The sequence below is a fragment of the Paraburkholderia sp. CI3 genome (assembly GCF_050436505.1).
GTDB lineage: Bacteria > Pseudomonadota > Gammaproteobacteria > Burkholderiales > Burkholderiaceae > Paraburkholderia > Paraburkholderia tuberum.
The window spans coordinates 915,653-937,713 of sequence record NZ_JBNDMI010000004.1 but is presented as its reverse complement, the minus strand read 5'-3'; the positions used below and the strand labels follow the sequence as shown (position 1 = coordinate 937,713).

Genomic DNA, 22,061 nt, shown 5'->3' with positions numbered 1-22,061 from the left:
TCTTTATCGTCACCACACCTACCGGAGGAAAATATGACCGAACCGAAGCAGATCAAAGCGTATATCCAGGATGCGTCAGGTCAGTTGCTGCCTCTTGCTGCGGATTCACTCATTCTCGAATTCCCGTCCGGCGAATCCCTGGAGATCGCTTGGGACACACCGAATCCTGACGACCCCCGGCCAGTTTGCGCGCAAGTATGGGGTGGGCGTCGCGTGCCGGTCGTTCAGACAGACGCCGATCTCGATGAAGTAAAACGCCGAACAACTCCGGTCGCGATCTTACCGTCAGCCGGGAACCTTGTGCTGGTTCATCCTTGCTCGTTTAGCAAACACAAGCACGATTAGAATCCTCTGTCGTTCGAGCACGGCGCTTCTCAAATGAATGCCCTCTGAGAGACGCCAATGATGGATCGCATACGATCAATCGCGGGTGCGGCGCGTGGTCGCGCCGTAGGCCTCTATACTGTGCGTCGTCAAACACGAAGCCCGTCGACGGCGCCTTGCCCGCCGGCTCTCGAAATCGGCAGCGCTCGAACCCGCACATCCATGGATACTGATTTGTCGTCGCCGCGCCGCTCACGGCTCGCGCGCGTGATCGAGGTTTTCATCGTCTTTCTGAAACTCGGGCTGACCAGTTTCGGCGGTCCGATCGCTCACATCGGCTACTTCCGGCGCGAGTTCGTCGAGCGGCGCCGCTGGTTCGACGATGAAGCCTTCACCGACCTGATCGGCCTGTGCCAATTTCTGCCGGGACCCGCGAGCAGCCAGGCGGGATTTTCGATCGGGTTGCTGCGGGCCGGGTGGGGTGGGGGGCTAGCGGCCTGGTGCGGCTTCACGCTGCCGTCGGTACTCGTGATGCTGGCCTTTGCCTCGATCGCGCCGGACCTGGGCGGCGCGCTCGGCATGGGCGTGATTCACGGCCTGAAGCTCGTCGCGGTGGCCGTCGTCGCGCAGGCTGTCTGGGACATGGCGCGGCGTCTGTGTCCGGATCGCCGCCGCGCGGCGATCGCGCTCGCATCGCTCGGATTGCTCAGCGTGCCTGGCACCGTCTACGCCCAACTGATCGTGATCGGCGCCGGCGCCGTGCTCGGTGTCGCGCTGTGCCGGACCACGGCGGTGCAAGCGCCACGCGCCATTCCTCTGCGGGCCGGCGATTTTCAGGTGTCGCGCGCGGCAGGCATCGTCGCGCTAGTGGTCTTTTGCGCATTGCTGTTCGCGTTGCCGCTATGGGCGGCAAGCGGGACCTCGCAAGGCATCCGCGTATTCGATGCGTTCTATCGCTCCGGCGCGCTCGTGTTCGGAGGCGGCCACGTGGTGCTGCCGTTGTTGCAGCGGGCAACCGTCGCGACCGGATGGGTCGCGCCCAACGACTTCCTGGCCGGCTATGGCGCGGCCCAGGCCGTACCCGGACCGCTGTTCACGTTCGCGGCGTTTCTCGGCTGGATGATGGGGCTGCCACCCAGACACTGGAGCGGCGCACTGCTGGCGACAGCGGGCATCTTTCTGCCGGGTCTGCTGCTCGTTCTCGCCGCTTTGCCGTGGTGGCAGGCGCTGCGCGCGCGTGCGGCGATGGCGGCGGCGCTTGCCGGCGTCAATGCCGCGGTGGTCGGCCTGCTGGCCGCAGCGCTTTATTCGCCGGTGTGGACGAGCGCGGTCCTGTCGGCGACGGATTTCGCCGTGGCGTGCATCGGCTTTTTGCTGTTGCTGCGCTGGAAGGTGCCCCCGCTTGCGGTCGTGGTGCTGTGTGTGGCGGCCGGCGTCGCGCAAACGGTGCTGCACCCGTTCTGACAGGCTGATCGCGCACGCCTTGCACAAGCACTGATTCCGCTAAGATCGTGCCGGAATTCACCGCCCTGAAAGACCGCGGCGCCACCAAGGCCCGATCTCAAGACCAAACACGCAATGGACCGTATCGACGCCATGAAGGTATTCGTCGCCACGCTCGACGAGGGCAGCCTGGCGGGCGCAGGCCGTCGGCTGGGCCGCTCGCCCGCGGCGGTGAGCCGGGCCATCGCGTTTCTGGAGACGCATACGGGCACGCCGCTGCTACACCGCACCACGCGCACGATCCGGCTCAGCGAGGCGGGCGAGCGCTATGCGCTGGCGTGCCGGCGCATTCTCGCGGATCTGGAGGAGGCGGACCTGCTCGCAGCCGACGAGCGCTCCGCGCCGCGCGGACTGCTAGGCGTGACGGCGGCGGTGGCGGTGGGCGAGGAGGTGCTGCGCCCGATTGTCGATTCGTTTCTCGATCGCCATCCCCAGGCGTCGATCCGCCTGCACCTGCTCGACCGGCCCGTGAGCCTCGTCGACGAGGGCATCGACGTGGCGCTGCGCATCGCGCATCTGCAGGACTCCACGCTCGTCGCCATTCCGGTGGGCGAGGTGAGGCGGGTGGTGGTCGCTTCGCCCGACTATCTCGCCACGCATCCGGCCATCGATGTGCCCGCCGATCTCGCCAGCCACCCGATCATCTCGATGACGCATTTCGGACTCGATTCGTGGAGCTTTCCGGCGGCCCGTCAAACGGCGCTGCCGCAGGTCGTGCGGTTCACGCCGCGCTTCATCGTCAATACGATTCGCGCTGCGCTGTCTTCGGCCGTGGCCGGGCATGGCGTCACGCGGCTGTTCTCCTATCACGTGGCCGAGCAGGTCAAGGCCGGTGCGCTGAAAATCGTGCTGCGCGACAGCGAGCATGCGCCGTTGCCCGTCAATCTGGTGACGCCGCGCGGGCGCCTTGCGGTGCCGAAGGTGCGCGGTTTCGTCGATTTCGCCGCGCCGCTGCTGCGCGAGTATTTCGAGCGGGCTCAGCAAATCACCGACGCCGATCGACGCTGATTCGATCGCCGCGCGGAAGAATCACTTACGCAGCGTGGTGATTCTCCCGAGATGCGAGTCGTTCTAGACTGGCTCCCATATTCATCGGGCGCTTAACAGCACCGGTCCATGGGAGTCGTCATGCAGCAAGCCATCTCGAATCCGGCCGCTCCGGCTGGCTATAACGTCTGGCGGGGCACGCTCGCCGGGGCCTGCGCGAGCCTGATCGGCATCGGTCTCGCGCGTTTTGCCTATACGCCGCTTTTGCCGGCTATCATCGGCGCGCACTGGTTTCCCGCCTCGAGCGCGGCCTATCTCGGCGCGGCGAACCTCGGCGGCTATCTGGCCGGCGCACTGCTGGCGGGCGCGATGGTACGCGTGGCGAAACCCGCCACCGTGCTGCGCGCGATGATGCTGCTCGCGACCATCGCTTTCGTGGCCTGCGCGGCGCCCGTGTCGTTCCTGTGGTTTTTCATCTGGCGCTTCGCCTCGGGGCTCTCGGGCGGCGCGTTGATGGTGCTCGCCGCACCCACGATCCTCGCGCACGTGCCGGCGGCGCGCCGGGGCTTCGCGAGCGGTGGCATCTTCACGGGGATCGGGCTCGGCATCGCGGCCTCGGGCACGATCGTGCCGATTCTGTTGCGTCAGGGGCTCACGTGGACGTGGCTCGGGCTCGCGGCCGTTTCGCTCGTGTTGACCGCCGTGGCGTGGAACGGCTGGCCCGAGCACGCGGCGCCCGCGCACGCCGGTGCTCATTCGCGCTTCGAAACAGCGCCTGCGTATCCCCGCGCCGGCCTGCGCGCGCTCTATGTCGAATATGGCCTGAACGCAGTGGGGCTCGTGCCGCACATGCTGTTCCTCGTCGATTTCGTGGCGCGCGGGCTGGGCCGCGGCGTCGATGCGGGCGCCGAGTTCTGGGTGCTGTACGGCTTGGGCGCGATCGTCGGGCCGCTCGCGGCAGGGCATCTCGCCGATCGCGCGGGTTTCGGCCGCGCGCTGCGCGTCGCGTATCTGGTGCAGGCCGCTGCGGTCGCGATCCCGGCCGCGGGCTTATTCGGGCCGACGGGGCTGATGGTCTCCGCCTTTGTCGTGGGCGCGTTCACGCCGGGCATCGTGCCGCTGGCGCTCGGTCGCGTGAACGAGCTGCTCGCGCACCATCCGTCCGCCGTCAAGGACGCATGGAGCCGCGCGACGACGAGCTTCGCCGTGATGCAGGCGCTGGCGGCCTACGGTCTTTCGTTCGTGTTCGCTTCGAGCGGCGGCAATTATCGCGCGCTCTACGCGATTGGCGCGGTGGCGCTTCTGCTCGCACTCGCCGTCGAGCTGTTTTCCGCGCGGAGCGCGAAATGAATACCACGGTTTCTTCTGCACCGGCGGCGCTCGCGCGGCCGCGCGGCTATGCGGAGCGCAACGTCCAGTACTGGCGACGCAATCTCGTCGTCTGCGTGTTCGGCTCGTTCACGACGCTCGTGAGCCTGAGCATGCTGCTGCCGTTCCTGCCGCTCTATGTGCGGCAACTCGGTGTCGGTTCGCCGTCCGCGGTGATCCAGTGGTCGGGCATCGCCTTCGGCGCGACCTTCCTCGGCACCGCTCTTACCGCGCCACTGTGGGGGCGTCTGGCCGACCGCTTCGGCCGCAAGCCGATGCTCGTTCGCGCGGCGATCGGTATGGCCCTGGTGATGTCGTTGATCGGCGTGGCGCACAATGTCTACCAACTGGTCGCGCTGCGTCTGATCGCTGGTCTGGTGGGCGGCTATGCATCGGCTTCCACGGTGATGGTGGGCACCCAGGCGCCGCGCGAGCGCGCGGGTTGGGCGCTCGGCATACTTTCGACGGGCGCGCTCGCGGGCAATCTGGTCGGGCCGCTCGTCGGCGGCGTGCTGCCAGACTGGATCGGCATTCGCGGCACGTTCTTCGCGGGCGGCGCGATGATCGCGGCGGCGGCGCTGCTCACCATCTTCGTGGTGAAGGAAGAGTTTCACCCGGACAGCGACGCGAAAGCTCACGCGCGCGGCACCGCCGGCGCGCCCGCCCGACGCGCCAATTACGCGGTGGTAGCCGCGCTGCTCGTGACCGCGATGATGGTGCTGCTCGCCAACATGTCGATCGAGCCGATCATCACCGTGTATATCGGCGGCCTTGGCGTGGATGCCACGCATCTTGCGCGCGTGGCCGGCGTGGTTATGGCATGCTCGGCGCTCGGGAGCATGCTGACGGCCGCGCGCCTCGGCGCGCTGGCCGACCGGTTCGGGAGCTGGCGCGTGATCGTTGCCTGCCTCGTGCTCACGGGGCTGGCGATGGTGCCGCAAGCCTTCGTCACGCACTGGTGGCAGCTCGCGGCTTTGCGCGTGCTGATGGGGATGACGCTCGCGGGCCTGTTGCCCTCGATCGGCAAGCTGGCGCGGCAATCGGTGGATGAAAGCAGGACCGGCCGCATGCTCGGTTATCTGCAATCGGCGCAATTCAGCGGCCAGGTGGCGGGCCCCGTGATCGGCGGTGTGATCGGCGTTCATCTTGGGCTGCACTCGGTGTTCTTCATGACCGGCGCGCTGTTGATCGCTTGCGGCGGCCTCGCGCGCTGGGCGCACCGCCGCGCTGGGGCCTGACAGGCAGGCAAGCCGGCAGGCACATCGAATCTTTTAACGCATCCGGTGGGAAGGGAACATGAGCATTCAAGCGGACAATCGCGCGTTACTGCGCACGCTCGGCATCCACAAGCCGATCATTCAGGCGCCCATGGCCGGCGTCACCACGCCGGCGCTGGCCGCCGCGGTGTCGAACGCGGGCGGCCTCGGCTCGCTCGGCGTTGCCGCGATGAACGCGGAGAACGCGCGCCGCGCGATCCATCAGACTCGCGAGCTAACGACGAAGCCTTTCAACATCAACGTGTTCTGCCATCGCCCGGCGACACCCGATGCGGCCGTCGAGCGTGCATGGCTCGAGTGGCTCGAACCGGTGTTCCGGCAATACGGCGCTACGCCGCCGCAAGCGCTCTCCGAGATCTTCACGAGCTTCGTCGTCGACACCGCGATGCAGGCGATGCTGCTCGCGGAAAAGCCGGCCGTCGTGAGCTTCCATTTCGGCTTGCCGCCCGATGCGGTGATCGCGCAACTGAAGCACGCGGGCATCCGTTTGCTGGCGAGCGCGACCAATCTCGACGAAGCGGCGGCGGCCGTCGAGGCGGGTGTCGATGCGATCGTCGCGCAGGGCATCGAAGCGGGCGGTCATCGCGGCGTGTTCGACACGACCGGGCGCGACGAACGCCTCGGCACGTTCGCGCTGACACGCCTGCTCGCGAGCCAGTTCGACCTGCCCGTGATCGCGGCGGGCGGCATCATGGACGGCGCCGGCATCGCGGCCGCGCTCGCGCTGGGCGCGCAGGCTGCGCAATTGGGCACGGCGTTCGTCGCGTGCCCGGAAACCTCGATCGACGACGGCTATCGCCGCGCGTTGCTCGGCGATGCGGCGCGCTCGACGACGTTCACGTCGGCCATTTCGGGGCGGCTCGCGCGCAGCATCGTCAATCGCTTCACCACGCTCGGCGAGGACCCGCAAGCCCCGCGTACGCCGTCCTATCCGATCACCTATGACGCGGGCAAGGCGCTCAATGCAGCCGCCAAGGCCAAGGGTGAATTCGGCTACGGCGCGCATTGGGCGGGCCAGGCCGCGCCGCTTGCGCGTTCGTTGCCGGCCGGCGAACTGATGGCGCAACTGGAACGCGAAACGCGAGAAAGTATCGAGCGGCTGCAATCGGTGTGGAACTAGCAGTCCAGCTTCAATACCATCGCACAGATGGAACACATCGGCACGCGTGGGGCATGCGCGGGCCGATGTCCGATTAGCTTCCAGCCTCAGTTCCGCACCCATGCATTCGGTCCAGCGCGGCCGCGATCGACGGGTTCTCAAGCCAACAAAACAAAGGCGGACAGGCATGCAACGCAAATTCGACGATCTCCTGCTGGGCAGCATCGAGCTCTTCTGCCTCGCGGCGGAGCTGGGTAGCTTCACGCTGGCGGCCAACGCCGCGAGTGTCACACCGGCGGCGGTGAGCCGCTCGGTGGCGCGGCTCGAGGAACGGCTCGGCGTGCGCCTGTTCGTGCGCACTACACGCCAGATCCGTCTGACCGACGCGGGGCGGCGCTACTTCGAGCAGTGCCGGCAAGCCCTGTCGCAACTGATGGACGCCGAGCGCGAAGTGACGGGCGAGCAGACCACGCCGGCCGGCGTGCTGCGCATCAGCATGCCGACGCCGTATGGACACTATCGCGTGTTGCCGCTACTGCCGGCGTTTCGCGAGCGCTATCCGCAAGTCCAGGTCGAGACGCACCTGAGCAATCGCAACATCGACTTTGCGGAACAAGATTTCGATCTCGCGATACGCGGACGCGCGCCGGCCGATTCAAACCTCGTCGCGCGCAAGCTCGAAGACGCGGAAATGGTCGTGGTGGCGGCGCCCGCCTATCTGAAGCGCGCGGGCGTGCCGAAAACCGTCGAGGACCTGCGGGCGCACGAGTGCATCCAGTTCGAACTGCCCAGCAGCGGGCGCCATCTCGCCTGGACCTTCGAGGGTTCGCCTGAAGATGGCGACGTGCTGACGCAGGGCAGCTATGGAACCTCGGGCGACGCGCTCGCCGGCGTGACGCTCGCGCGTGCCGGCGCGGGCCTGTTTCAGACGTATCGCTTCGTCGTGGAGGACGACCTGCGCGAAGGTCGGCTCGTGGAAGTGTTGCGCGAAGCGGGCGGACGCACGCGGCCATTCATCCTGCTTTATCCGCACGCGCGCTACCTGACCTCGCGCGTGCGGGCTTTCGTCGAATTTCTCGTCGAGCAGTTGGCCAAACCCGCGACGCTCGCCCCGAGCACGCGCGCGCATTGAGCGGCGCGCGCCGCTTCATCGCATGGCCCGCTCAGTGGCCGGCGCTCTGGCCGCCGTCCACATGCAGGATCTCGCCGGTCACGAACGGCGCCGAGTCGAGATAGAGGATCGCATTCACGATGTCGCTCATCTCGCCCATATGACCCACTGGATGCAATGCGCCAAGCGCCGCATGCGTTTCGGGCGCGTGCATCGGTGACTTGATGATGCCGGGCGAAACCGCGTTGGCGCGAATTCCGCGCTTCGCATACTCGATCGCGAGCGAGCGGGTCGCGGCGGCGAGGCCCCCCTTGGTCAGTGAGGTCAGCACGGACGGTACGCCGTCAATCGCGTGATCCACGAGGCTCGTCGTGATGCTGACCACGTGCCCGCGCTCATGCTTCTCCATCTCGGCGATCGCGAGCTGGGTGATGTGGAAGAAGCCCGCGAGATTGATGCCGGTGATCGTCGCGTAATCTTCCGCGGTGTATTGGGTGAACGGCTTGGCCACGAAAATGCCCGCATTGTTGACGAGCGTATCGACACGACCGAAGCGCGCCACGGCCGTCTCGATCACCCGTCGAGCCGTGGCCGGATCGGCGATGTCACCGGCCACGGTGACTAGGTTGGGATCGTCAGACGGCTTGATGCCGCGCGATGTCGCGACCACGTTATGGCCGAGCTTGCGAAATGCCTTGACGGTTTCGGCGCCGATGCCTTGCGATGCACCGGTGACCACGATGACTTTGGGAGACTGACTCATAGTGAACCTCGAAGTAGGTTGGATCAGCAATCTGTGATCGGACTGATGGCTCCGATGGCTACCAATTTATGCGGTCGTGCTCCGCTTTTGCACACAAGGCGCGGACTAACAGTTGTGAGCCGCAGGAACAAGCGGTGAGTGATGGCGCGTAGCGGCAGTGGTCCTGTCGGTGCCGGTCGGTCTGTCGCGCGCATCCGCGTTCACGATGTCTGCGTTCGTGGGTCGTGATCGAACTCGAGTCTGATGCCGCCCGGCTCGTACACCATCGTGTGGCGTTTGGGCCCGCCACCGAGGTCTTCGGGCGCGAATTCGACTTTGACGCCCGGCCAGGCGGACACGCGCGCGAAGATGTCCTGCAGTGCTTCCTCGCTGCCCACGCGCAGCGCAAGATGATGCAGTCCGACATGGACCTTGCGATCGAATTCGACGAGGCGGCTCGAATCGGTGACCTGCCAGAGCGTCACCACGACGTGTCCGTCCGACACGAACGCAGCCGGATAGGCAGGCCTTTCTCCCACCTGCTGCCAGCCCAGACACTTCACGAAGAAGTCGCATGTGAGGTTCAGATCGCGGACGGTGAGTCCGACGTGATCGATACCCAGCGTAAGCGGTTTGTCAGTCATCGTTCCGTCCTCCTGAAGGAGAGCGAGCACGGCCCGAATCCGTGCCGGAAAGAATTTAGCCCCAAGGAATCGCGGCGATATTCGCCGGCGGTTCAATTCAGTTTTTACACCATGTAGCGCATACGGCGAGGAAATCCGCTTGCATAAATCTGCATAGTCAAATATATTGAAGTCAGATATCGAGGAGGCGATCGATGGATGATTCGATCAACGAAGACTTTGAGCGCACGCAGAAGCTGGCGTCCGTGCTGGGTCAGGCGCGTCAGCTGATTGCAAGCGAACTCAGGGCGGGGCTCGCGGATGCAGGGTTGAATCTGCAGGAGCGCGGCGTTCTGCTCACGCTGGCGCGCGGCAGCGTGAAAACACCGGCCGCACTGTCGAAATTGGCGGGTGTCCACCCGGCCCGGATGACCCGCGTGCTGGACAAGCTCGAAAACAGCGGATTGATCGAGCGCGCCCGCAACGGCAGGGATCGTCGCCTCGTGGATGTGTCGTTGACGCGGGAAGGGCAGATCGTCGCCGCCAGGAACACACAGGTTGTCCAGGGAGCATGGAGCGAGCGGCTTTCGCATTTCTCGAAGTCCGATTTCGACGCGTTGTGCCTGCTTCTTTCAAGACTGCTCGACCGCTGAGGCGGCTTTTTTTAATCATTTATCTGACATTGCAGATAATAACGCGCCACTGACGGGCGCTTCGAACCGAGACGAGGACGCAACATGAATCCATCGAGCAACCCAGCCGCGCCGGCTCAGCTGACCGGCGCAAAGTTTGCACTCGGCACGTTTGCCGTGGCGCTTGCCACCTTCATGAACGTGCTGGATTCGTCGATCGCCAACGTGGCGATTCCGACGCTGTCCGGCAACCTCGGAGTGTCGATCGACGAAGGCACATGGGTCATCACGCTGTTTGCCGCGGCCAACGCGGTGTCGATTCCGTTGACGGGGTGGCTCACGCAGCGCGTCGGCCAGGTCAAGCTGTTCGTCTGGGCAATCCTGCTGTTCGTGCTGTCATCGGCGGCGTGCGGTCTCGCTCCGAACCTGATGGTGCTGCTCGCCGCCCGCGTCGTGCAGGGCGCCGTGGCGGGGCCGCTGGTGCCGCTTTCTCAGGCTTTGCTGCTCGGCTCGTTTCCGAAGGAAAAAAGCTCGAGCGCGCTCGCGCTGTGGGCGATGACGGCGACGGTCGGGCCGATTGCGGGCCCGGCGCTCGGCGGCTGGATCACCGACAGCTACAGCTGGTCGTGGATCTTCTACATCAACGTGCCGGTCGGCCTGTTCGCCGCGGGCGCGATCTGGGCGATCTACCGCGACCGCGAGACGCCGGCCCGCAAGCTCCCGATCGACAAGGTCGGCCTGATCTCGCTGATCGCATGGGTCGCACCGCTGCAGATCATGCTCGACAAGGGCCGCGACCTCGACTGGTTCAGCTCGCCGGTGATCTGGGCGCTGACGATCGTCGCCGTGGTGAGCTTCCTGTTCTTCCTGATCTGGGAATTGACGGAGGAAAAGCCGATCGTCAACCTGCGGCTTTTCGCCAGACGCAACTTCCTCGGCGGCACGATTGCGATTTCGGTCGCCTACGCGATCTTCTTCGCCAACCTCGTGATCCTGCCGCAGTGGATTCAGGGCTTCCTCGGCTACCGGGCGGTGGACGCGGGGCTCGTGACCGCGCCGCTCGGCATCTTTGCCGTGATCCTCGCCCCGGTGATGGGCAAGATCATGCCTCGTTCGGACATGCGCGTGCTTGCCACGCTTGCGTTCGTCGGATTCGCCGGCGTGTTCTTCATGCGCTCGAACTACACGACCGGCGTCGACGCCTGGACGCTCGTGCTGCCCACCTTGCTGCAGGGCATTCCGACCGCGCTGTTCTTCACGCCGCTCACCGCGATCATCCTGTCGGGTCTGAAGCCGGAGGAGATTCCGGCGGCGGCGGGTCTGTCCAACTTCGCGCGGATTTTTGCCGGCGCGGTGGGCACGTCACTGATGAGCACCGCGTGGAACGACCGCATGATTCTGCACCATGCGCGACTTGCCGAACAAACGAGCGTGGACGATCCTGGCTTTACCGGCGCGATCGCGCACCTGCAGGCGGCGCTGGACGCGGGCGTTCCCAAGGCCACGGCCTTTTACGAAGCCTCGCTCAACGCGCAGGCGACGATGCTCGGCCTGAACGACATCTTCTGGATCTCGGCGGTGATCTTTGTCGTCATCATCCCGCTGATCTGGGTGACGAAGCCGGCCAAGGGTGGTGCCGCGGGCGCGGCAGCCGCCGGCGGACATTGAATCCAATTTGGCAACCTGGTTCGGACGGAAAATGAAACAGACCATCCTCTTCTTGGCATTATCTGATAATGCAGATATTGTTCAAATCAACGAGGAGGACACCGCCATGGACCATTACACGACGAAGAACTTCATGCTTACGAACAGTATCGGCTTCAGGCTCGTCAAGGCCCGTAACGTCGTCGTCGCGGAAATGGACGCGGCGCTCAAGGACCTCGACATCAACGGCCAGCAGATGGGCATCCTGCTTTCGCTGAAGCAGGGTGTGGCAACCACGCCTTTCGAGCTGTCGAAGCTGCTCGGAATCGACACCGGCCTGATGACGCGGATGCTGGACAAGCTGGAATCGAAGGGGCTGCTGGTACGATCGCGCGACCCGCAAGATCGCCGCGTGGTCAATCTGACGTTGACCGCCGAGGGGCAGAAAACCGCCGCACGGATTCCGGAAGTCGCACCGCATGTGTTGAACGCCCGCTTGCGCAAATTCACGAAAGCCGAGTTTGCCGAGCTGGACCGCCTGCTTCGCAAGTTCACAGGCGATTGAACGGCGCGGCCGTGTGCCGCGCTTTTTTCACCCATTAATCTGATTTGTCAGAAAATGAAAACGCAGACTTCCAGGGCAAACACCGTCGCCCGTTCGCTGAAGCTCGGTGTTTCGGTGATCTCCTTCGCAGTGCTGGCAGCATGTGCAAACTATGCGGGCATCCACAGCGACAAGCAGATCGATCAACCACAACAGCTGGAAACGGCGCAGAGCCTTCCGCAGGAGCAGGGGCACTGGCCATCCGCCGACTGGGTCGACCAGTTCGGCGACGCGCAACTGAAAGCGTTGATCGCCGAGGCGCTGCAAGGCAGCCCGACGCTCGGCCAGGCGCGCGCGCGAGTCGAGCAGGCGCAAGCCTATAGCGAAACGGCGAAGGCGAACACGCTGCCGCGCGTCGATGCCTCGTACACGCTGACACGCCAGCAGTACAGCAGCACCGCACTGATTCCGCCGCCCTATGCCGGTTCCTGGCAGACGGAGAACAAGGGTCTGCTCACCGCTTCCTACGATCTCGACCTGTGGGGCAAGAACCGCGAGGCGCTGCGCGCGGCTGTCTCGGAGGCGTCCGCGAGCGAGGCCGACGTGGAAGTCGTCAGGCTCACGCTCGACACTTCGATCGCCCGCACTTACAACGAACTGGCGCGGCTCTACGCATTGCGCGACATCGCGCAGCAGGAAGTCGCGCGGCGCGAGCAGATCGACCGCATCACCGCGGGCCGCATCGCAACCGGCCTCGATACCGAAGTGGAGCGCAAGACGGCCGAGGCGAATCTGTCCACGAGCCGTGCCCGCGTCAGCGCGCTCGACGGCAGCATCCTGACCACCCGGTATCAACTGGCGGCGCTGCTTGGCAAGGGACCCGACCGCGGACTCGCGATCACGCGGCCGACGCTAGGCGTCGGCGACGACGTGCGGCTGCCGGACAACCTGCCGGCCGATCTGCTGGGCCGCCGGCCCGACATCGTCGCGGCGCGCTGGCGCGTCGATGCGATCACGCACGAGGTGAAGGAAGCGAAGGCCGAGTTCTATCCCGACATCAACCTGAGCGCCGCGATCGGTTTCGACGCGTTCGGCTTCGGCCGCCTTTTGAGCGCCGCGAGTCGCACGGCCTCGGTGGGCTCGGCGATCCATCTGCCGATCTTCGATGGGGGTGAGTTGCGCGCGCAGTTGAAGGGCCGCTACGCCGAGTTCGACTATGCGGTGGCGACCTACAACCAGACGCTGATCGGCGCGCTGAGCGGCGTGGCCACGCAGATCGCGCAGATCCGCTCGAGCGACGCGCAGCTCGGCGATGCGCAGGCCGCGCAGCAGGCCGCGAGCGATGCCGATCGACTGGCGACCACGCAATACAAGGCCGGCCTCACCAACCAGCTGACCGTACTCAATGCCGACGTCACCGCGCTGAACGCCGACGAAGCGATCGCCAATCTGAAGATGGACCGCCGCGACCAGCAGATCGAGCTCGCGTCGGTGTTGGGCGGCGGCTATGTCGATACGTCGGCGAGCACCGTCCATCACGCCGACGTCGCCGCCGTCCCCACCAGTCAAGCCAATCCCGCGGTTGCCGCACGTTGAACGGCACGTCGCGAACCCTATCAGGAGAACTGCAATGAGCGATTCGATCACGACCGACCGCGAACTGGCGGATCAGGAAGACGAACAGAAGAGCGGCGCGCAAGCGTCCGCCACGCCCCAAGGCGACAACAAGGCCACGCCCCCGGCACGCCGCAAGCGCCTGATCGCGCTGCTCGGCGCCACGGTCGTGGTCATGAGCGCGGCTTACGGCGCGTACTACTTCACCGAGGGCCGTTATCACCAGGAGACCGACGACGCGTACGTCAGCGGTAATCTCGTGCAACTGACGCCGCAGGTCACCGGCACGGTGATCGCCGTCAACACCGACGACACGCAGATCGTGAAGCAGGGCGACCCCGTCGTCACGCTCGATCCGGCCGATGCGAAACTTGCGCTCGCCGATGCCGAAGCGCAGCTCGGCCAGACCGTGCGACGCGTGAGCGGCCTGTATGTCAACAACGACTTCTACGCGGCGAACGTCGCTCAGCGCGAAGCGGATCTGGGCCGCGCCCGCGACGACCTGCATCGTCGCGAGGCCGTCGCGGACACGGGCGCCGTGTCCGCCGAAGACATCGCGCACGCCCGCGACGCGGTCAGCGTCGCGCGGGCAGCGCTCGACGCCGCGCGCCAGCAGGGCGAAGCCAACCACGCGCTGACCGACCGCACCACGGTCGAACAGCATCCGGACGTGCAGGCCGCCGCCGCGAAAGTGCGGACCGCGTGGCTCGCCTATGCGCGCGATACGTTGCCGGCGCCGGTGACCGGCTACGTCGCGCAGCGCCGGGTTCAGGTCGGCCAGCGCGTCGCGCCCGGCACGCCGCTGATGGCGATCGTGCCGCTCGACGGCGTATGGGTCGACGCGAACTTCAAGGAAGTGCAGCTCAAGCACATGCGGATCGGCCAGCGGGTCACGCTGACATCGGACGTCTACGGTAGCGGCGCGCGATATCACGGGCGTATCGAGGGCTTTTCGGCCGGCACCGGCAGCGCGTTCGCGACACTGCCGGCACAGAACGCCACCGGCAACTGGATCAAGATCGTGCAGCGGCTGCCGGTTCGCATCGCGCTCGACCCGGCCGAGCTGGCCGCGCATCCGCTGCGTATCGGCCTGTCGATGGCGGTCGACGCCGACACGCGCGACGAATCCGGTTCGCAGTTAGGCGCGGCGCAGAACACGCGCTATCGCACCGATGTTTTCGCGCACTACGATGCGCAGGCCGACGCCGAGATCGACAAGATCATCAAGCAAAACGAAATGGTCTCTCGCGCGATGGCCGCGCAACCCCAACCGCAATCGCAATCGCAATCGCAACGCGTGGCGTCGCACGAACACAAGGCAAATGCGGGTTGAAGCGCGTCGAGCGCAGCCTGTCGCGACACAGCGTGAAGCGGCAGGTCACCGAGGCGGGGCTCAACGGCCGAGCGCCGCCTCGTCCTCGGCCAATGCCGTCGGTACGGCCTCGCGCAGGAAATCCACGAAAGTCCTGATTTTGGCGTCCAGATACTGGCGCGACGCATGGACCGTGAAGGCCGTCAGTTTCTGCAGCCGATACTGCGGCAGCACGCGCACCAGTGCGCCGCTGTCGAGCAAGGGCAGGGCGCTCGACATCGGCAGCGCTCCGATACCCACCCCTTCGCGCAGCGCGACACCGAGCGCGTCAGGAAGGTTGATTTCGACCGCCGCCTTCGGAAGCTCGACCGTTTCACGGCCGTTGGGTCCGTCCAGATGCCAGCGATCGCGCGGGAAAATCGACATAACGAGCTGTAGGCAAGTGTGACCCCGAATGTCCTGTACCGTGTGCGGCGTACCGCGCGCGTGCAGATAAGCGGGCGCTGCACAGAGCACGCTGTGGACCTCTCCGAGCCGATGCGAAACGAGCCCCGAGTCGGGCAGCTGCGTCGCACTCAATCGAAGCATCAGGTCGTAGCCATCGTCGAGAAGATCCGGCGTGCCTGACGATAACGTCAGCTCGACCGACACGGCAGGATAGCGCTCCTGATACCGGACCGCTGCCGGCACCAGATAGGTCGTGCCAAAGCCTGGCGACGCATGCACGCGCAGCCGCCCCGAGGGTCTGACTTGCGCATTGGCTGCCTCGGCTTCGGCCTCGTCGACAGAGGTGAGTATCTGTTGGCAGCGGTCCAGATATCGCTCGCCCGCCTCGGTCAGCGCGAGGCGCCGGGTACTTCGGTGCAGCAGACGTGTGCGCAAATGCGTCTCGAGTTGCGCGACCGCCCGCGACGCGTTGGCTGTCGGAATGTTCAGGCGCGAGGCCGCTGCCGTGAAGCTTCCTTCTTCGGTGATGCGGACGAATATCCGCATCATGTTGAGCTTGTCCATTACAAATGCACGCGAACCTGTTCCGTAAATGTCCGTATCGCTTCTTCATTGCGCGACAGGAAAATCCATTGGCCGACTCGCTTCGGAACCAGAAGTCCCGCTTCGACGAGCACGGCGATATGCATTGATACCGTCGACTGGGCCAGACCGCTGCGCGCCTGGATGACGTGCACGGGTACGCCGCGGCCATGGTTGAGATAGCCGTTCGGAAAGGTCTCGGCGGGGGCTCTCAACCACGCGAGGATGTCGCGCCGCAGCGGATTCGCGAGAGCCTTGTGAATCAGGTTCGTGTCGATCATCAATTACTCCGTGTGTGCCCGGCGCTTCGTGCCGGCGGCGTCAGCAACGCCGTGGCGATCGTTCCCGCGGCATGTTCGCCGAGGTCTTCCCGCACCAGCGACAGGGCGAGATGGATGCCCGCACTCGCGCCGCCCGACGAGTACAGGTTGCCATCCTTCAGGCAGCCAGGATTCGACATCACATGGACCAGCGGATATTCGGCCGCGAGGCGATCAGCGTCGCGCCAATGCGTGGTCAGCCAACGGCGATCGGCGAGACCGGCTCTTGCAAGCAGAAACGCGCCGTTCGAAATGCAGGCGAGCCTGTGGGACCTTGGCCCCGCATCGCTCAACCAGTCCACGAGTTTGCGATGCTCACGGGCAGAACCGACCACCGGGGAGCCAGGCACCACGACGATATCGAAGGGCGGGCGCGTATCGAACAGGCACTCGGTCGTACCCACGGCCGTCCCGTTCGACGAAAACACCGGCCCCGGCGACGGCCCGATCAGATGCGCCTCATAGAGGACGCCGCCATACAGGCGGTTGGCCTGATGAAACACATCCATCGGACCACTGACCTCGAGCAGCTGAAATCCCGCATAGAGCATCATCGCGACACGCATGCGCACTCAGCCGGTGAACGCTCGCGACACGAGCGCGGATTGTGTCGCCACATGCGCCGCATGCGATCCCGGCGCGGTCGATGCGCAAGCATCAGGTCCCGCGTACAGCAGCGTCGTGCCGGCAGGCGGAATCTCGCGCAGCAGCGGCTCGACGAAACTCCATGCGCCCTGATTGCGCGCTTGCTCCTGGCACCAGACCACGCTCTTCAGGTTCGGATAGCGAGCGAGCTCGGCGGCCAGTTGTTGCGCCGGAAACGGATAGAGCTGCTCGACGCGGATGATCGGGGTGTCGGTCATACCGGCGCTGCGGCGATGCGCGAGCAATTCGAAGTAGACCTTGCCGCTCGTCACGATCACACGCTCCACATCAGTCGCGCGCGACGCGTCGATCTGGGTGTCCGGCAGAACCTCGCGGAATTCGCCGTGACTCAACTCGTCGAACGTGCTGGTCGCCTCCGGGTGGCGCAGCAGCGACTTGGGCGTCATCACGACGAGCGGGCGCCGTTCGAAGGCGCGGGCCTGCATCAGCAGCAAATGGAACAGTTGCGCGGGCGTGGTCGGTTTCGCAACCCGCATATTGTTTTGCGCACTCAATTGCAGGTAGCGCTCGAGCCTCGCCGACGCGTGCTCGGGGCCCTGGCCTTCCTGCCCGTGAGGCAGGAACAGCGTCAGGCCGCTGTGTTGTCCCCACTTGGCCGCGCCCGCCGCGATGAACTGGTCGATCACGACCTGCGCGCCATTGGCGAAATCACCGAATTGCGCTTCCCAGATCACCAGCGCATTGCGATTCACCGTCGAATAGCCATACTCGAATGCCAGCACGGCGGCCTCGGAGAGAATCGAGTTCGTCACGGTGAACCGGCCCTGGGTTGCGCCGAGATGATCGAGTGGAACATAGACCCCATCGGGACGATGTATCCGTGTCTGATCGTGCAGAACGGCGTGCCGGTGGTTGAACGTCCCGCGTGCGCTGTCCTGCCCGCTCAGTCGGATACCGACCCCGGCCGCGAGTAACGATGCGAATGCCAGATGTTCGCCCATGCCCCAGTCGAGCAGGCGTTTTCCGGATGCCATCTCCTGACGCCCGTTCATCATCTTCCTGACGAGCGCATGCAGCGTCAGGTCCGCGGGGACGGTCGAGATCCGCTGCGCGAGGCCGCGCAGATCGTCGGCCGATGGGGCTAGGTGGCGGGTCGGGCCGGTTTGCGGGGCTGAGCGCGAGCGCTCGCCGGCTTCCTCGTGTAGCGGCGAAGCATAGGAACCCACGGTCTCGTGCGCGCGCTCGAGAAGTTCGCGACGCGCGCTGACGTAGCGTTGCGCCTCCTCGGCCTTCAGCACGCCTTGCTGGATCAGCCGGTTCGCGTAGCGTGTCCTCACGCCCGGATGACTCGCGATCGAGCGATACATCAGCGGTTGTGTGATGCCGGGCGTGTCCTGTTCCTGATGCCCGTACCTGCGAAAGCAGACGAGATCGATGACGACGCTGCGCTTGAACGTGCTGCGATAGTCGAGGGCGAGCCGCGCCGCCATCGCGACCGCTTCAGGGTCGTCGCCATTGACGTGCAGGATCGGCGCCTCGATCATCTTCGCGACGTCCGTCGTATAGAACGACGAACGCGTGTCGCGCGGATCGGAAGTCGTAAAACCGATCTGGTTGTTGACCACGACGTGCACGGTGCCGCCCGTGCCGTGTCCGCGCGTATAGGAAAGGCTCAGCGTTTCCATGACCACGCCCTGTCCGCTCATCGCCGCGTCGCCGTGGATTTCGACCGGCAGCACGTCGTCGCCGTCGGCGCTGGCGGCGAGATCCGCCTTCGCGCGCGCCATGCCTTGCACGACCGGGTTGACGACTTCCAGATGCGACGGGTTGAACGCGAGCGTCACCTCGACCGGTCCGGCGTCGGTCTCGACCGAACTGGCAAAGCCCTTGTGATACTTGACATCGCCGGCCGTCAGTTTTTCGGCGTCCTTGCCGTCGAATTCGTCGAACAGCGCGCGCAGCGGCTTGCCGACGACATTCACGAGCACATTCAGGCGGCCGCGGTGCGCCATGCCCATCACGAGCGCGCGCAGCTTCTTCGACGCGCCATACCGGACCAGTTCGTCGAGCAGCACGATCAACGACTCGCCGCCTTCGAGCGAGAAGCGCGTTTGTCCGACATAGCGCGCGTGCAGGTGTTTTTCGAGCCCTTCGGCTGCGCTCAAACGCTCCAGCAGCCGCAGTTTCTCAGCGGCCCGCAGCGACGGCGTGGCGCGCGAGGATTCGAGCCGTAGCTGCCACCAGCGCCGCTGCTGCGCGTCGGCGAGGTGCACGAACTCGGCGCCGAGTGTGCCGGTGTACGTTTGCTCGAGCGCGGCAACGATATCCTTCAGCGTCGCGTCGTCCTCGAAGAGAAACGTGTCGGCGGTGCTGAACGTGGTCGACATGTCGGCGGCCGTCAGGCCGTAGTAGGCCGGCGTCAATTCGGCGTAGGAGCGTGGCGGCGTCCACGCCAGCGGGTCGAGATCGGCCACGCGCGTGCCGATCATCCGGAACGCGGCGATCAGCGTTTGCACCGCCACCTGCTTTCTCGCGAGGCCCAGCGCGTCGGCGGCCTCCTTGTTGGCCTGCTCATTGGGTTGCTTATTGGGTTGCTTATTGGCCTGCTTATCGGGCTCGCTACCGGCTTCGTTGCTGGCCGCGACGACGGCACGCGGCGTTCGTTTCGCCAGCTCGACGAAGCTGGAGATCACCGGTGCGTGCGGCTGGTCGTCACGATCGCTGCCATCGATGGCGGGGGTGTCGCGCAACGCGTCGAACCACGTCCGCCACTCGGCTGTGACCGCATTCGGGTCAGCCAGGTAAAGTTCATATTGCTCTTCGACGTAGGGGGCGTTGCCCCCGAACAGGAAAGAGCTCTGACGTTCCTTCAACATGATGAATCTGCCCTTGCTCGCTGTGCGGCCGTGAGCCGGCCGCAACATATGGAGTGACGACTATCGTTGCTTGTAGCCACCCACCGAACAGCCAGGCATCGACGCGCGTCACAAGCGCCGTCCTTGGCGGGAGACCTCCCGGCACGCCCGGGTGATATCCCCAGTCGCAGTCGTGTAGACAGTCTAGTTAATCGATGCTGTGGCGGAAATGCGCGGATGGTGCGTTCGTCTGCCAACTAGTCGAAGTTTTGGGCCACGCGCGCAGTGCTGGCTTACCTCGTGTCGGGCATCGTTGCGGCGAGAGATTTGTTACGCCCAGACACAATAGTTTTTCCGGGCGCTGACGGCATCAGCGGCCGATGATGCGGTAAGCTGCGCGACGGCATCGCAAACATAGTTCCCACCATGAAGGTCACGGCATGAAAGTCGCCATTGTTGTATTCAATGGTGTGCAGGCGCTGGATGTAGCAGGCCCACTCGATGTGTTCGCCGAGGCGAACACGTTTCTTCCCGAGCATCAGCGCTACGAGGTCTCGCTGGTCGGACGCGAAGCGGGCACCGTGACCTGCTCGAATGGCATGCAACTGGCGGTTTCGTTTGGCTATGCCGGCCGTGACATTCAATGGGACCTGCTGCTGGTCGCGGGCGGACCTCAGTTGCCCGATGCGCAGCCTTCGAATGAATTCCTGACCTGGTTGCAGAATCAGGCGCGCAGCGCGAGCCGCTTCGGCTCCGTATGCAATGGTGCATTCGTGCTCGCGCATGCGGGGCTGCTCGATGGCAAGGAAGTCACGACGCACTGGTCGGACGCGAATCGGCTGTCCAATGAATTTCCGCAAGCCAACGTGCGGCCGGACAGGATCTTCGTTCGCGACGGTCGGCTTTTCACGTCAGCCGGCGTGACCGCGGGCATCGATCTGTGTCTGGCGCTCGTCGCCGAGGACTGGGGGCACGAGCTCGCGGTGCGGGTCGCGAAGCGTCTGGTCGTGTATATCCAGCGGGAAGGCGGTCAGTCGCAGTACAGCCCCTATATCGGCGCGGGCAAGGACGAAGATCCGATCCTCCACAAGGTCTATCGATATGTGAGCGAGCATATTACCGGGACGCTGTCGATCGAGGAGCTCGCGAGTGCGGCCTCGGTGAGCCGCCGTACATTGTCGCGGGTATTCGCGAAGCACGCGAAGGTGACGCCCTCGGTATTCGTCGAGCAGGTGCGCGTCGATACGGCGAGAAAACTGCTCGAGGATACCGATGCTCCGCTGAAGACGGTCGCGTTCAAATGCGGCTTTCACAACGCCACGCATATGCGCACGACATTCTCGCGGCGGCTCAACGTCACGCCGAAGCAATATCGGATGCGATTCAGAGGGGAGGCGAGTGCACAACAGTGAGCCCGCCGCGGCGCTGGCGGACGTGTCGTCGTTGACCAACGACGATTCGGCGCAATTGCTTCCCGACATCATTCAGCCCGGCTTGTCGATCCTCTTCTGCGGCATCAACCCGGGATTACGCGCGGCGTCGACAGGGCACCACTTCGAAGGCAGGGGCAACCGGTTCTGGAGAGTTCTCCATCGCGCCGGCTTCACGGACGAGGAGTTTCGCGCCGAGAACGACCGGCAACTGTTGAATCGTGGATACGGTCTGACCACGGCGGTCTTACGTCCCACGGCTCGTGCGGACCAACTGTCCAAGGTGGAGATTCAAGCCGCCGCGGCGCAGTTCGAACTGAAGATTCGACACTACGCGCCGCGCTTCATCGCGTTTCTTGGCAAGGTGGCGCTCGCCGAAATGTCCGGCCAGCGTGATATCGAATGGGGCTTGCAAGCCCGTGATTTCGCCGGTGCGCGCGCATGGGTCCTGCCAAACCCAAGCGGCCTGAACCGATCGTTCAGCCTCGATGCACTCGTGAGCGCCTACCGTGAGCTCCGGTTGGCTGCGAAACTGGCGCTTCCCGACTAGACGGCGATTGCCGCCATAGGCGCGCGTTGCTGCCTTTTGCGGCTCGCTAAGCCGCGTCTCACGCTTTTGCCCGAGCCCATGCGGGTCGGTTCCACGCAGCCTGTAACGGCGGGTCGCGCATCAGCGTTCCGCTTGACTCAAACCAGCGCCTGAATCGCATGGCCCGTGACGAACCACCATGGTTCGTCACGACGCACGCGCTTTTCCGCCCATGCCGCGCGAGCGGCGCACAGCCGGTCGACACAGCACGGCCTGGCCAATTTTCCGTACTGGATGGCCCAAAACCCGCCTAGCCGAAGCTTTAAGAAATCGGCCCGATCTCTGACAATTAAGCAATCGGCGAACAGCAACGAAGAGCGGTGGGCCGACAGCTGACTGTCCGCGTCGGGCAGTACAGCCAACTAAACCAGAGCGGGTTGAAACCTATGACGACTGAAACGGAAGCGCCGAGTCTCCCGCGATCGCTGGAGAGCGGTCCTGTACGCGTG

General features: G+C 65.1%; 20 protein-coding genes. 14 read left to right on the top strand and 6 right to left on the bottom strand.

Annotation, left to right across the window (positions count from 1 at the left end):
* Positions 1–33 precede the first annotated feature (33 nt).
* The 7 genes from OKW29_RS25785 (at position 34) to OKW29_RS25755 (ending at position 7,690) form a co-directional block, all read left to right on the top strand.
* Positions 34–345: a hypothetical protein gene (locus tag OKW29_RS25785; RefSeq protein WP_429293098.1), complete on the top strand. Its 312-nt coding sequence runs from the start codon at positions 34–36 to the stop codon at positions 343–345.
* A 201-nt stretch (positions 346–546) separates the two neighbouring features.
* On the top strand, positions 547–1,788 hold the full coding sequence (gene chrA / locus OKW29_RS25780; RefSeq protein WP_429293097.1) for a chromate efflux transporter: 1,242 nt from the start codon (positions 547–549) through the stop codon (positions 1,786–1,788).
* A gap of 114 nt (positions 1,789–1,902) precedes the next feature.
* Positions 1,903–2,835, top strand: a complete 933-nt coding sequence (locus tag OKW29_RS25775; RefSeq protein WP_184065807.1) for a LysR family transcriptional regulator — start codon at positions 1,903–1,905, stop codon at positions 2,833–2,835.
* A gap of 120 nt (positions 2,836–2,955) precedes the next feature.
* The gene (locus OKW29_RS25770; protein ID WP_429293096.1) at positions 2,956–4,164 is read left to right on the top strand and encodes a YbfB/YjiJ family MFS transporter; all 1,209 of its coding nucleotides are present in this window, start codon (positions 2,956–2,958) and stop codon (positions 4,162–4,164) included.
* On the top strand, positions 4,161–5,420 hold the full coding sequence (locus tag OKW29_RS25765) for an MFS transporter (protein ID WP_429293095.1): 1,260 nt from the start codon (positions 4,161–4,163) through the stop codon (positions 5,418–5,420). The genes OKW29_RS25770 and OKW29_RS25765 overlap by 4 nt, the downstream gene beginning before the upstream one ends.
* A gap of 58 nt (positions 5,421–5,478) precedes the next feature.
* Complete coding sequence (locus OKW29_RS25760; RefSeq protein WP_429293094.1) at positions 5,479–6,579, top strand: NAD(P)H-dependent flavin oxidoreductase; 1,101 nt, start codon at positions 5,479–5,481, stop codon at positions 6,577–6,579.
* A gap of 166 nt (positions 6,580–6,745) precedes the next feature.
* Positions 6,746–7,690, top strand: coding sequence for a LysR family transcriptional regulator (locus OKW29_RS25755; RefSeq protein WP_429293093.1), 945 nt, complete (start codon positions 6,746–6,748; stop codon positions 7,688–7,690).
* A 31-nt stretch (positions 7,691–7,721) separates the two neighbouring features.
* Here the strand turns inward: OKW29_RS25755 and OKW29_RS25750 are convergent, their stop codons facing one another.
* The gene (locus OKW29_RS25750; protein WP_090805134.1) at positions 7,722–8,432 is read right to left on the bottom strand and encodes an SDR family NAD(P)-dependent oxidoreductase; all 711 of its coding nucleotides are present in this window, start codon (positions 8,430–8,432) and stop codon (positions 7,722–7,724) included.
* 200 nt (positions 8,433–8,632) lie between these two features.
* A complete protein-coding gene (locus OKW29_RS25745) occupies positions 8,633–9,055 on the bottom strand; it encodes a VOC family protein (RefSeq protein WP_429293092.1) in 423 nt (140 codons plus the stop codon).
* Positions 9,056–9,249: 194 nt separating this feature from the next.
* Here OKW29_RS25745 and OKW29_RS25740 point away from each other — a divergent pair, with 194 nt between their 5' ends.
* The 5 genes from OKW29_RS25740 to OKW29_RS25720 all read left to right on the top strand — a co-directional run bounded on the left by OKW29_RS25740 (position 9,250) and on the right by OKW29_RS25720 (position 14,804).
* Entirely contained in the window at positions 9,250–9,687 is a 438-nt protein-coding gene (locus OKW29_RS25740; protein WP_429293091.1) for a MarR family winged helix-turn-helix transcriptional regulator, read from the top strand.
* An 84-nt stretch (positions 9,688–9,771) separates the two neighbouring features.
* On the top strand, positions 9,772–11,334 hold the full coding sequence (locus OKW29_RS25735) for a DHA2 family efflux MFS transporter permease subunit (protein WP_429293090.1): 1,563 nt from the start codon (positions 9,772–9,774) through the stop codon (positions 11,332–11,334).
* Positions 11,335–11,440: 106 nt separating this feature from the next.
* Positions 11,441–11,878 carry a MarR family winged helix-turn-helix transcriptional regulator gene (locus OKW29_RS25730; protein ID WP_429294934.1) on the top strand — a complete coding sequence of 146 codons (438 nt, stop codon included), beginning with the start codon at positions 11,441–11,443 and terminating at the stop codon, positions 11,876–11,878.
* Between the two features lie 54 nt (positions 11,879–11,932).
* Entirely contained in the window at positions 11,933–13,453 is a 1,521-nt protein-coding gene (locus OKW29_RS25725) for an efflux transporter outer membrane subunit (protein ID WP_429293089.1), read from the top strand.
* A gap of 34 nt (positions 13,454–13,487) precedes the next feature.
* The gene (locus tag OKW29_RS25720; protein ID WP_429293088.1) at positions 13,488–14,804 is read left to right on the top strand and encodes an HlyD family efflux transporter periplasmic adaptor subunit; all 1,317 of its coding nucleotides are present in this window, start codon (positions 13,488–13,490) and stop codon (positions 14,802–14,804) included.
* Between the two features lie 60 nt (positions 14,805–14,864).
* Here OKW29_RS25720 and OKW29_RS25715 read toward each other — a convergent pair whose 3' ends face one another.
* Genes OKW29_RS25715 through OKW29_RS25700 form a run of 4 tightly spaced genes read right to left on the bottom strand, consistent with a single transcriptional unit; the run spans position 14,865 to position 19,614 of the window.
* A complete protein-coding gene (locus tag OKW29_RS25715) occupies positions 14,865–15,794 on the bottom strand; it encodes a LysR family transcriptional regulator (protein WP_429293087.1) in 930 nt (309 codons plus the stop codon).
* A complete protein-coding gene (locus OKW29_RS25710) occupies positions 15,794–16,093 on the bottom strand; it encodes an ArsR/SmtB family transcription factor (protein WP_184067597.1) in 300 nt (99 codons plus the stop codon). Before OKW29_RS25710 ends, OKW29_RS25715 begins: the two co-directional genes overlap by 1 nt.
* Positions 16,093–16,698, bottom strand: a complete 606-nt coding sequence (locus OKW29_RS25705; RefSeq protein WP_429293086.1) for an AraC family transcriptional regulator — start codon at positions 16,696–16,698, stop codon at positions 16,093–16,095. The genes OKW29_RS25710 and OKW29_RS25705 overlap by 1 nt, the downstream gene beginning before the upstream one ends.
* Before the next feature lie 6 nt (positions 16,699–16,704).
* Positions 16,705–19,614 carry a 2-oxoglutarate dehydrogenase E1 component gene (locus OKW29_RS25700; protein WP_429293085.1) on the bottom strand — a complete coding sequence of 970 codons (2,910 nt, stop codon included), beginning with the start codon at positions 19,612–19,614 and terminating at the stop codon, positions 16,705–16,707.
* A gap of 419 nt (positions 19,615–20,033) precedes the next feature.
* Here OKW29_RS25700 and OKW29_RS25695 point away from each other — a divergent pair, with 419 nt between their 5' ends.
* Both OKW29_RS25695 and mug read left to right on the top strand, forming a co-directional pair.
* A complete protein-coding gene (locus OKW29_RS25695) occupies positions 20,034–21,005 on the top strand; it encodes a GlxA family transcriptional regulator (RefSeq protein ID WP_429293084.1) in 972 nt (323 codons plus the stop codon).
* Positions 20,992–21,573 carry a G/U mismatch-specific DNA glycosylase gene (gene mug / locus OKW29_RS25690; protein ID WP_429293083.1) on the top strand — a complete coding sequence of 194 codons (582 nt, stop codon included), beginning with the start codon at positions 20,992–20,994 and terminating at the stop codon, positions 21,571–21,573. The genes OKW29_RS25695 and mug overlap by 14 nt, the downstream gene beginning before the upstream one ends.
* Positions 21,574–22,061: the final 488 nt, after the last annotated feature.

Coding starts and splice junctions, on each gene's coding strand:
- OKW29_RS25720 (WP_429293088.1), top strand. CDS start 13,488: ATGAGCGATTCGATCACGACCGACCGCGAACTGGCGGATCAGGAAGAC.
- OKW29_RS25765 (WP_429293095.1), top strand. CDS start 4,161: ATGAATACCACGGTTTCTTCTGCACCGGCGGCGCTCGCGCGGCCGCGC.
- OKW29_RS25785 (WP_429293098.1), top strand. CDS start 34: ATGACCGAACCGAAGCAGATCAAAGCGTATATCCAGGATGCGTCAGGT.
- chrA (WP_429293097.1), top strand. CDS start 547: ATGGATACTGATTTGTCGTCGCCGCGCCGCTCACGGCTCGCGCGCGTG.
- OKW29_RS25705 (WP_429293086.1), bottom strand. CDS start 16,698: ATGCGTGTCGCGATGATGCTCTATGCGGGATTTCAGCTGCTCGAGGTC.
- OKW29_RS25770 (WP_429293096.1), top strand. CDS start 2,956: ATGCAGCAAGCCATCTCGAATCCGGCCGCTCCGGCTGGCTATAACGTC.
- OKW29_RS25750 (WP_090805134.1), bottom strand. CDS start 8,432: ATGAGTCAGTCTCCCAAAGTCATCGTGGTCACCGGTGCATCGCAAGGC.
- OKW29_RS25710 (WP_184067597.1), bottom strand. CDS start 16,093: ATGATCGACACGAACCTGATTCACAAGGCTCTCGCGAATCCGCTGCGG.
- OKW29_RS25745 (WP_429293092.1), bottom strand. CDS start 9,055: ATGACTGACAAACCGCTTACGCTGGGTATCGATCACGTCGGACTCACC.
- OKW29_RS25755 (WP_429293093.1), top strand. CDS start 6,746: ATGCAACGCAAATTCGACGATCTCCTGCTGGGCAGCATCGAGCTCTTC.
- OKW29_RS25735 (WP_429293090.1), top strand. CDS start 9,772: ATGAATCCATCGAGCAACCCAGCCGCGCCGGCTCAGCTGACCGGCGCA.
- OKW29_RS25730 (WP_429294934.1), top strand. CDS start 11,441: ATGGACCATTACACGACGAAGAACTTCATGCTTACGAACAGTATCGGC.
- OKW29_RS25695 (WP_429293084.1), top strand. CDS start 20,034: ATGAAAGTCGCCATTGTTGTATTCAATGGTGTGCAGGCGCTGGATGTA.
- OKW29_RS25725 (WP_429293089.1), top strand. CDS start 11,933: ATGAAAACGCAGACTTCCAGGGCAAACACCGTCGCCCGTTCGCTGAAG.
- OKW29_RS25715 (WP_429293087.1), bottom strand. CDS start 15,794: ATGGACAAGCTCAACATGATGCGGATATTCGTCCGCATCACCGAAGAA.
- OKW29_RS25740 (WP_429293091.1), top strand. CDS start 9,250: ATGGATGATTCGATCAACGAAGACTTTGAGCGCACGCAGAAGCTGGCG.
- OKW29_RS25760 (WP_429293094.1), top strand. CDS start 5,479: ATGAGCATTCAAGCGGACAATCGCGCGTTACTGCGCACGCTCGGCATC.
- OKW29_RS25700 (WP_429293085.1), bottom strand. CDS start 19,614: ATGTTGAAGGAACGTCAGAGCTCTTTCCTGTTCGGGGGCAACGCCCCC.
- OKW29_RS25775 (WP_184065807.1), top strand. CDS start 1,903: ATGGACCGTATCGACGCCATGAAGGTATTCGTCGCCACGCTCGACGAG.